The 9,114-nt window shown below is 52.5% G+C and carries 12 protein-coding genes and 1 tRNA gene; 5 read left to right on the top strand and 8 right to left on the bottom strand.

The window, feature by feature from the left end:
- Positions 1-437: transglycosylase SLT domain-containing protein (locus WGC32_RS08365; RefSeq protein WP_342681350.1), on the bottom strand; the 437-nt coding region annotated here is incomplete at its 3' end.
- A 140-nt stretch (positions 438-577) separates the two neighbouring features.
- Entirely contained in the window at positions 578-817 is a 240-nt protein-coding gene (locus tag WGC32_RS08360) for a helix-turn-helix domain-containing protein (protein ID WP_342681349.1), read from the bottom strand.
- 94 nt (positions 818-911) lie between these two features.
- Here WGC32_RS08360 and WGC32_RS08355 point away from each other — a divergent pair, with 94 nt between their 5' ends.
- Entirely contained in the window at positions 912-1,169 is a 258-nt protein-coding gene (locus WGC32_RS08355; RefSeq protein WP_342681348.1) for a hypothetical protein, read from the top strand.
- A 116-nt stretch (positions 1,170-1,285) separates the two neighbouring features.
- On the opposite strand, the gene WGC32_RS08350 is transcribed toward WGC32_RS08355, so the two are convergent.
- Positions 1,286-1,483 carry a helix-turn-helix domain-containing protein gene (locus WGC32_RS08350; protein ID WP_191509558.1) on the bottom strand — a complete coding sequence of 66 codons (198 nt, stop codon included), beginning with the start codon at positions 1,481-1,483 and terminating at the stop codon, positions 1,286-1,288.
- 133 nt (positions 1,484-1,616) lie between these two features.
- Here WGC32_RS08350 and WGC32_RS08345 point away from each other — a divergent pair, with 133 nt between their 5' ends.
- From WGC32_RS08345 to WGC32_RS08330, 4 genes are all read left to right on the top strand, one after another.
- On the top strand, positions 1,617-2,237 hold the full coding sequence (locus tag WGC32_RS08345; RefSeq protein ID WP_342681347.1) for a LexA family protein: 621 nt from the start codon (positions 1,617-1,619) through the stop codon (positions 2,235-2,237).
- A gap of 16 nt (positions 2,238-2,253) precedes the next feature.
- On the top strand, positions 2,254-2,889 hold the full coding sequence (locus WGC32_RS08340) for a DUF4428 domain-containing protein (RefSeq protein WP_342681346.1): 636 nt from the start codon (positions 2,254-2,256) through the stop codon (positions 2,887-2,889).
- A gap of 161 nt (positions 2,890-3,050) precedes the next feature.
- Positions 3,051-3,539: a hypothetical protein gene (locus WGC32_RS08335; protein ID WP_224771567.1), complete on the top strand. Its 489-nt coding sequence runs from the start codon at positions 3,051-3,053 to the stop codon at positions 3,537-3,539.
- Positions 3,540-3,675: 136 nt separating this feature from the next.
- Positions 3,676-4,782, top strand: a complete 1,107-nt coding sequence (locus tag WGC32_RS08330; RefSeq protein WP_342681345.1) for a site-specific integrase — start codon at positions 3,676-3,678, stop codon at positions 4,780-4,782.
- A 67-nt stretch (positions 4,783-4,849) separates the two neighbouring features.
- Here WGC32_RS08330 and WGC32_RS08325 read toward each other — a convergent pair.
- From WGC32_RS08325 to WGC32_RS08305, 5 genes are all read right to left on the bottom strand, one after another.
- Positions 4,850-4,931, bottom strand: a tRNA-Leu gene (locus WGC32_RS08325).
- Positions 4,932-5,003: 72 nt separating this feature from the next.
- Positions 5,004-6,278 (bottom strand): methionine gamma-lyase family protein, encoded by a 1,275-nt coding sequence (locus WGC32_RS08320; protein ID WP_342681344.1) that lies wholly within the window; start codon positions 6,276-6,278, stop codon positions 5,004-5,006.
- The gene (locus tag WGC32_RS08315) at positions 6,259-7,023 is read right to left on the bottom strand and encodes a GNAT family N-acetyltransferase (protein WP_342681343.1); all 765 of its coding nucleotides are present in this window, start codon (positions 7,021-7,023) and stop codon (positions 6,259-6,261) included. The genes WGC32_RS08320 and WGC32_RS08315 overlap by 20 nt, the downstream gene beginning before the upstream one ends.
- The gene (locus WGC32_RS08310; protein ID WP_342681342.1) at positions 7,020-8,057 is read right to left on the bottom strand and encodes a M42 family metallopeptidase; all 1,038 of its coding nucleotides are present in this window, start codon (positions 8,055-8,057) and stop codon (positions 7,020-7,022) included. Before WGC32_RS08310 ends, WGC32_RS08315 begins: the two co-directional genes overlap by 4 nt.
- Positions 8,058-9,101 (bottom strand): M20/M25/M40 family metallo-hydrolase, encoded by a 1,044-nt coding sequence (locus WGC32_RS08305; RefSeq protein ID WP_342681341.1) that lies wholly within the window; start codon positions 9,099-9,101, stop codon positions 8,058-8,060.
- Positions 9,102-9,114 lie beyond the last annotated feature (13 nt).

Raw genomic sequence — 9,114 nt, 5'->3', positions numbered from 1 at the left:
ATCCTCTCTGTCACCTCTTCGCTGTAGCTTGTCCTGGTGACTCCACCCTCCCATAGTTCTTTGGCTCGTCCTATCCCGCAATTGTAAGCCATCAGCCGCTTGTGCGGATCCTCATAGTCGAACAGGCTCAGCATGTAGACACCCGCCTCTATGTTCTGCGCGGGCTCCATGATGTCGTCAAGTCCCAGGGTCTCCTGGAGCCAGTTATTGTTCACGGGATTGATCTGGAAAAGTCCCTGATCTCCTCCCTCGCTGACTACGTCTGACTGGAAGCGGGACTCCTGTTCCATCACCGCCAGCGCCATCTCTACCGGCACGCCGTATTCCTCGCACAGATCAAACAGGTGGTCTTGCAAGGGGTGTTCCAACGGCACGTCATAGTAGACAGGCTCGTCCACAATCGGCTCATACAGAGCCACAGAGACGGGAAGATTCACAACGCTCTGCGGCTTTTGGGGTGCTGTTTGCTGGGGTGCTGTTGGACATGCCGCGAAACTTGAAAGTCCTAGGATCACCGCTGTTACTGTGGCTGTTGTTAGAAGTCTAACTGATTTTGCTTTGATGTCGTTTCGCCTCCTTATACAATCGGGAAATACTTTAGCACCTCGTTTCCTGTGATGCCCAGTATCTTGCAGATGGTCTGCATGTCGCTCAGGCTCCAGTCCACCTTTCCACGCATTCTTAAGCTGATGTAAGCGCCGCTTTTTCCCATTTCTTTAGCAAGCTCCGCCTGTGTGTAGTCTTCCTGCCTGATGCGTTCTCCTAATGCTCGGTACTTTGGAAACACAGATGTTTCTGTATATATGACTCGGCTCATATTGTCGTCTCCTTTCTTTTATTGGTATTGGTGGAATCTCGCTTGAACCACCGTCTTATCCATGTTATACTGTAGTTCCAAGGAGGTTGTCGCGATGGATAAAGAAATGCTTGAACAGTTTCAAATCCTTTTCCAGGCTATTCAGGATGTGAAAAATGAGGTTAAAGAGTCCGAAACCCGGATCAATCTTAAAATTGAAAATGAAGTATCGAAACGTATTGAAGCATTGTTTGACGGTTACAAGCTTACCCATGAAAAGCAGTGGGAATTAGAGCGAAAAACCGATCTCCTTCAGCAGCAGATCAACGATCTTCAGGCAAGGCTCTCCGCCTTGGAAAACCAAACTGCATAATGTATCTTCTCTTGCGCCCGCTTTCTTTTGCCTGTTGCGGGCGCTTTTGTTTTGTGCTTTCCATCTTTTTTCGCCTCCTTTCTTGATTGGCGATAAGCTGGTGACTTAAAAAGTTACTATCGGGTAAAAAAAATTTCTGCCGGGTTATCTATGTCCAATACTGAAATCATTGCATCGATCTCGTCACTCCCAAATACACCTTTTTTCATTTTTTCATAGAATGTTTTTGGGGAAATTCCGATGGCTTTTGCGACGTCGCATTGAGACATGGCACGTTCAGCAATGATCCCCCTCAGCTTGTCAACCTGAATCATTATATCACCTCCGTAACTTCTTAAGCTACTACCATTATAGCCAGATCGCAGTAACTTGTCAAGATATTTTTGTGTTGACTTGTAACTTATTTGTGTTATACTATAATCAAACAAACACATAGGGGGTGGTGGATTGAAAAAAGGAGAACGCATTAAAATGCGCAGGGAGCAACTTGGAATTACGCAAACCGCATTAGCAGACATGATTGGAGAGTCGAAACAGACAATCTATAAGTACGAAAGCGGAGTAGTGTCCAACATTCCATCCGATAAAATCGAGGCTATTGCAAACGCACTTGATGTTTCTCCTGCTTGGATCTGTGGATGGGAACAAGGTAGCGAAACACCCATTCCATCTGGATTTGATCCATTGCCTGATATGGCGGAAATCCCGCTTGTGGGCCGTATCGCTTGTGGGGAACCGATCACCGCAAAAGAAAACCTAGAAGGTTATGTTTCTGCTCCCGCTATGTGGCATGCCACATTTGCTTTAATATGCAAAGGAGATAGTATGGAACCCACCATTTGCGATGGTGATTTGGTTGCCATTAAGAAGGGCGTCCAAATTGAAAATGGACAGATAGCCGCCGTTCGCATTGGTGACGAAGCCACTCTCAAGCGGGTATACATTCATAAGGACTACATCGAATTGCGGCCAGAGAATCCTGCATACACATCGATTATCTTGCGCAAAGAAGAAATAAGCGAAGTAGCTATAGAAGGTCTGGCCGTAGGATTGTGTCGAGGGTTATAAAAAGGAGGATTTACTTATGGGGGCATTGGGTAAAAAAGATGGATGTGTCATTTGCGGTGGAAAATTGCCGGCACTAACTAGCATTGTACTTGCAGACGGTAAGATGTGCAGAAAATGTTGGGATCAGTGTACTCAATATGTTGTTTTTCCTCAACGATTTACTTCTAGTGATATCAAGCGTAATATGGAAGAAGCGATTGGAAACAAAAGACTGTACCAGATATTTTCTCCCCGGGAGTTTCCTTATCTACTTCATATTGACTACATAAACAGATTATTTGCTGTCGCGCCTAAGAAATTGTTAAAGTCGCAAAAGGCTTATATCTTTAGCTTTGATGAAATCTTAGATTATGAAGTATTTCAGGACGGCAATACCATCTCTAAAAGTGGTGTTGGAGGTGCTATTGCCGGAGGCATTCTGTTTGGAGGGGCAGGTCTGGTTGTTGGCGGTCTCATGGGGCGTGGAACCAAAGAAACCATTACGAAAATGTCAATAAATCTTAAGACCACAAATGAATGGGCTCCTACCGTAGAAATATCAATTTTATCAAGTGAAGTAAAAAAAGATTCAGCTACATACCGATTGACCAAGTTAAACACAGAGACACTTTTACAAGCAATTGATTCCATGATGCAAAAATCCAGCCAATAAAAAACCGCCTCAGTGCTACAACACCGAGACGGCTTTAAGATAGGGAGTATAGGTTGGTTCTCCTATCAAAATATATTATATTAGAAATACCGACAAAATTCAACACAATCTTTCCATTTTATGTAGCATTATCCTCGCTGTGTCGGTAGGGGGGGATTTTTATGAAGTGTAGTGTGTGTGGATTCGAGCACAACGAAGAGCGCTGTCCAAATTGCGGCTATGTCTCGTTTTCTCCGTCCTTTGATAACGGACCGGTACAGACTGCGGTCAAAGCTCCTATGATGGCAAAGAAGAAAAAGAGAAGCGTTTGTCTTCTGATTTCCGCCATTCTCGGCATTGCCTACGCCATCTATCTCGTTGTATATTTTACCGGGATTAATGTCGCTACCACAGGGTCTATTGAAGCTATTAGTTCAGGCTTAGCCACTGCCATGGTGATGCCCCATATGGTGTGTGTTGGTGTCGCCGCTATCTTTAATATTCTTGGCTGGGCGCTCAATAACAGAGCTTTTGCCTTGGTAGGCGGCATCCTCTATGCTGTTTCTATGGTCTTCATGTTCATCTATGCATTCTTTGTCATTGTGCAGATGATTCTGTCGTTTGTAGGCTTTGCCAATCTTAAAAAGATTAACGCAATCAATCATCAATAAAAAATCCCGCCTCAGTGCCGGAACACCGAGACGGGATATAGGAAGCTTACCCAAAGAGGATAAGACAGCCTGAACACCTGTATTATACCTCTCATTTGGGTGGGCTTTGTAAAGTGCGCTCAAAGGAGGTTTTTTCATGCGTAGAGTTAACACCGCAAGGTGGATCGAGTCAAAGAAAATGTGGAGAATCGATGTCCAAAAGGATGGTGTGCGGAAGTCATTCTACTGCTCCACACCAGGGCGCAACGGCCAGAGAGAAGCAAACCGCAAAGCGGATGCTTGGCTGGAGAGCGACATTATATCCTTCTCTGTCCGCACCAATGCCCTGCTTGACGAATATTTGGAACGTGTCAAGGCTACCACATCCAAAAGTAATTACCGCAAAGAGTCCTACCATGTGGAACACTTTATCCGTCCGGTTATGGGACGAAAGAAGGCTTGCCACCTGACCGACCTGGATTGTCAAAAGGTCATTGACAGCGCTTTTCGCCGCACCGGTAAAGACGGAAAGACGGTGGAACTATCCCGCAAGACCCTAATGAATATCCGGGCTACCCTGGCGGCCTTCGCTAAATTCTGCCGTAAGCGGAGGGTAGTCTTGCTCAACTCGGAGGATTGGGAGATACCCAAAGGTTCCCGCTATAAAGGAAAAAGCATTTTACAGCCGGACAGCCTTATCAAGCTTTTTTCCACCGATACCACCCTATTCCGTGGAAAGCGCGTCAAAGACCCATTTATCCATGCTTACCGCTTTCAAGTTTTAACAGGTGTGCGGCCCGGCGAATTGTGCGGCCTTCATCCAGAGGACTGCCAGCCCGGTAAGGTGATCATTCGGCGTTCTATTAATAACGAAGGAGAGGAAACAAGAGGAAAGAACGAAAACGCTATTCGCTCAGTTGTCCTGTCTCCCTTAGCCGAAGCGGAGCTGACCTCCCAGCTTCGCGATTTGCCGGGAGATGGCACGGTGTTTGGGCTGCGGTCTGAAAGTTATTATCGCAAGCGTTGGATTGTGTTCTGCGACGCAAACGATATCTCTTATGTCTCGCCTTACGAACTGCGGCATACCTTTGTTTCAGTGGTAAAGAATCTACCGGAAGGAGAGGTGAAGGCTTTGGTGGGCCACTCTCGAAATATGGATACCTTTGGTACATACGGCCACGAATTGGACGGAGAGCAAAACCGGGTAGCAATCCGGGTCAACTCATTATTCTTGGAGCTTCTTAAGCGTCGGGAAAAAGGATGAGTGCGGTACCAAGTGTGGTAAAACAAAAATAGACCGCCCAGGAATGGCTTTCCTGGGCGGTTTTTTTTGGTGCGGGCGGTGGGACTTGAACCCACACACCGAAGTACTGGCTCCTAAGACCAGCGCGTCTGCCATTCCGCCACGCCCGCAGAATCCGTGACCTTTCTTTGAGGATAGGCCACGTTTCGTAAAGACTATTTTAGCATAGAAATATCTGTCTGTCAATGAGAGATCTCTGGCAGCAGCCCTTTTTCCAGCATGGACTGAGCTGCCAGCATGACCCCCATCTTCGCCGCGGGATAGATCAGACCTCCCTGCATCCAGGCGGCATAGGGTTCCCGCAACGGCGCGTCAGCGGAAAGTTCGATAGAGGCGCCCATGGTAAAGGCCCCGGCCGCCATGATCACCTGGCTGTCATAGCCTGGCATATCCCAGGGCTCAGGAGCCACGTAGGCGTCTACTGCCGCTCCCTTCTGGATGCCCTGGCAGAAAGCGATCAGGCCTTCAGGATTTCCCAGCTGTACCGCTTGGATAATATCCGCTCTGAGCTCGTCAAAGCGAGGCGTCACCCCAAAGCCCAGCAGCTCAAAAAGAGCGGAGGCAAAGACAGCGGTTTTCAGGGCGTTGGCTGTGGTCGTAGGGGCGTAAAAAAGCCCCATAAAGAGCTCTCGATTCTGCTCTAACGTACAGCCCACCTCCTTGCCCATGCCAGGGGCTGTGAGACGGTAGGCGCACTGCTCCACCCATTTGGCTTTGCCGGCAATGTAACCGCCGGTGCGGGCAAGGCCGCCTCCCGGATTCTTAATCAGGGAGCCGATGATCAAATCCGCCCCCACCTGGGTAGGCTCCTGTTCCTCTACAAATTCCCCATAGCAGTTATCCACCATCACCACAATGTCCGGATTCTTTTCCCGGGCCAGCTTGGCCATTCTTCCCACCTCCGCCACGCTGAGGGAGGGCCGGAGGGAATAGCCCCGGGACCGCTGGATATAGGCAACCTTGGCCCCTACGCAGGCCTCCGGTATCTTCTCATAATCCGGCGCCTCCCCTGCCATGGGAACCTCCCGGTAGTGGACGCCAAATTCTTTGAGGGAGCCGTTGTTCTCCCCTCGCAGGCCGATGGCTTCTTCTAATGTATCATAGGGCCGGCCGGTGAGGGACACCATGGTATCCCCCGTCCGCAGCACCCCAAACAAGGCGGTCACCAGGGCATGGGTGCCGGAGACAAAGGTATGGCGCACCAGGGCATCCTCACAGCCCATCGCCTGGGCAAATACCGCGTCCAGGGTATCCCGGCCTCGGTCGTCGTAGCCATAGCCAGTGGTGCCGTGGAGATGATATTCAGACACATTGTTTTTGATAAAGGCAGAAAGGACCTTCAGCTGATTGTATTCACAGATTTCCTCAATCCGCCGGAAGGGTTCCCAGCACATTTCCTCCGCCTGTTTTGCCTTTTCCTCTAAGGCAGGCGCGATTTTAAAAAATTCCTGCTGCATGATTTGTCTCCTTATGTATGGTAACAATATTCTCCTTTTCGATGACAAAGCCCGCCCGCTGATAGATGCGGCAGGCATTCTCTTCCCGGGTCAACAGCCGCAGCATCCTTCCCGGATACTGGGCGGACACATGGCCCAAAAGCCGCCGGAAATAGCCCTGTCCCCGGCAGTCCGACCGGGTGGCGATGTCAGATAGATATAGCTGCCCATCCAAACCCGACGCCGTCAGGGTGGCGGCTAGGCCTCGGCTATCCCGGATTCCCCAGGTCTCCATCAGCCCTCGCCGGGCCCGATGGTTCCGGTCGCAGTACCATCCGTCAAAAGAGGGCAGTGTTCCCCGGACGCTCATAGAAAGCAGCTCATAAGCTTCCGCTTCGGAGGGGTGTACCGCCCTTTCCTCCTTCCTGCCAGGAAGATCTCTGGCCCCCAGGGCCCAGATGGGCTTCCTCCGCCCCGGTATGTCCTGCAAATGGCGGGCAATCTCCCCGGTGCAAAGAAGGCTGTCCCAGGAAAGGGCGGAGAGATACTCCGCTATCTCTGCAGCCCCGGTCTCCTCCCCGGCCCAAGCCGTGGCTTCGCTATAAAAGAGGCAAAGACATCCCTCCGTCATCCCTTGGTTTTTCCATTCCCACACCTGGGAGAAGGGATACCGGTTCTCATAGGCCGCGAAATCCAGGGCACAGAGGAGGGACAGGGGACTTTGGAGGGGAATCTCCCGGCCGCCCCCTTCTAGGAGCCGGATCACCGGGCGCTCTCCTCCCAAATGGAGGCCAGCAGAGCGGCGGTCAGATCCCGCGTGGCGGTGATGTCCTGGGTCTTGAGGACACAGGAGGGGGAATGAAGGTACCGGCAGGGCATGGAGATAGCCAAGGTCCGCACTCCGGCCCGGGCCGTGTGTACCGACCGAGCGTCGTTGCCGCCGTAGACCCCCTCCTTGATCTGGGCCGGGATTCCCCGGCTCTGGGCTGTGGCTATGGCCAAGTTGACCAGCCCCTTGTCATAGATGGCGCCCCGGTCCATGACCGAGATCACCGGGCCCTTGCCCAGCCGGCAGACCTGATTTATTTCCTCCACCCCGGCGATGTCCGCCGCCGTGGTGGTTTCCAGCACAATGGCAAACTGGGGATCCACCCCAAAGGCCGCTGTCTGAGCCCCACGGGTTCCCACCTCTTCCTGGGTGGTGAAGACAAAGGTGGTATCATAAGGGATTTCTCCCTGGATCATATCCATTAAAATCGCGCAGCCCGCCCGGTCATCCAGGGCTCTGGCCTTGAGAAAGCCGTCTCCAAAGGGGGTAAAAGCGCTTTCCCATACCACGCTATCCCCCAAGGAAACCAGCTTTTCCGCCTCTTCCTTGGTGTCCGCGCCGATGTCGATATAAAGTTTATCCAGAGGCACCGTTTCGTCCCGCTCCTTGGCCGACTGCATATGCATGGCCTTGGTGCCGATGATCCCCCGGACGCCTTCCGGCCCTACCCGGACCGGTTTTCCGATCACCACCCGGGGATCAATGCCCCCTACCTCGTCAAAGCGGAGCATCCCTGTCTCGGTGATGCCGGTGACGAGAAAGCCCACTTCATCCATGTGGGCCTCTACCATCAGGCGGTGGGGAGCCCGCTTTGCTCCCTGTTTCTCGCAGATGAGATTGCCCAAGGCGTCCACCCGCATCTGGCAATGACCCGCCAGCCGTTTCTGGATATATTCCCGCACCCGGCCTTCATCCCCGCTGACGCCGGAAAGAAGGCTCAAATCTTTGATGGTTTCCATGAGTCTGTCCATTTATTCCACCGCCTTTCCCGCTACGCCAAAGGTATCTTTCACATAGGCCGCCATCAGCCGCCCACAGTTTTCCACATCCCGCAGGTCAATGAGCTCGGTGGGGGTGTGCATATACCGCAGGGGGATGGAGAGGAGCCCGCAGGGCACCCCGGCTCCCGCCAGGGTAATGGCATCGGCGTCGGTGGAGGTAGCCCCCGGCATCACCTCGGTTTGGTAGGGGATTTCATGTCTTTTGGCAGTCTCGGTCAGAGCGGCGCTCAGCTTTTTGGAGAGCACCGGGGAGACGCCGATCATCGGGCCTTTGGCCAGCTCCCCGCATTTGTGCCGGGGGGCGTCTTCGGTGTAGGCAAAGCTCACATCCACCGCAATGGCCTGGGTGGGGCTTAGGCCAAAGGCGCTGGTCTTCGCCCCATTGCAAGAAAGCTCTTCCCGGGTGCTGAGGACCACGCTAACCCCGCAGGAAAGAGGCGCGTCCTTGAGAAGCTCCGCCGCATAGAGAACCGCGGCGCAGCCGGCCCGGTTATCCAGGGCCTTGGAGCTGATCCGATGCTCTCCCATGGCAGCCCCCTCGTGGCAGACAACGACCCGGGTTCCCAAGGGGATTTTTTCCCGGGCAGTCTCCCCGTCAAGGCCTACATCTATAGCTATTTCGTCCATCTGCGGCACCTTTTTGCTCTCCTCTCCCCGCTGGAGATGGGGAGGGATGGAGCAGACGACCCCATCCAGCTTTTCTTTGGCCAGCACCTTCACCGGGGAGGCCAGCAGGGTCCTGCGGTCCACACCGCCTACCGCCGCCACCTTGAGAAATCCGGTATCCTCGATGGCGGTGACAATCATCCCGATCTCATCCATATGGGCGCAGAGCATGACATGCTCCCCGCTCTCCGGGACGGGATGGAGGGCGCAGATGAGATTGCCCAAGGCATCGGAATGTACCGGGCCCCATTTTTTCAGATAATCCGCCGCCACCTGAGCGGCTCCCTGTTCCTCCCCGCTGACGCCGTAACGGGAGGCCAGGGTCAGGGTCAATTTTTTGATATCCAAACTGTTTCCTCCT

The sequence above is a fragment of the Zongyangia acetica genome (genome assembly GCF_038739695.1).
GTDB classification, from domain to species: domain Bacteria; phylum Bacillota; class Clostridia; order Oscillospirales; family Ruminococcaceae; genus Zongyangia; species Zongyangia gallinarum.
Note: the sequence above shows the minus strand (reverse complement) of the source record. Positions and strands in the feature narration are given on the sequence as shown.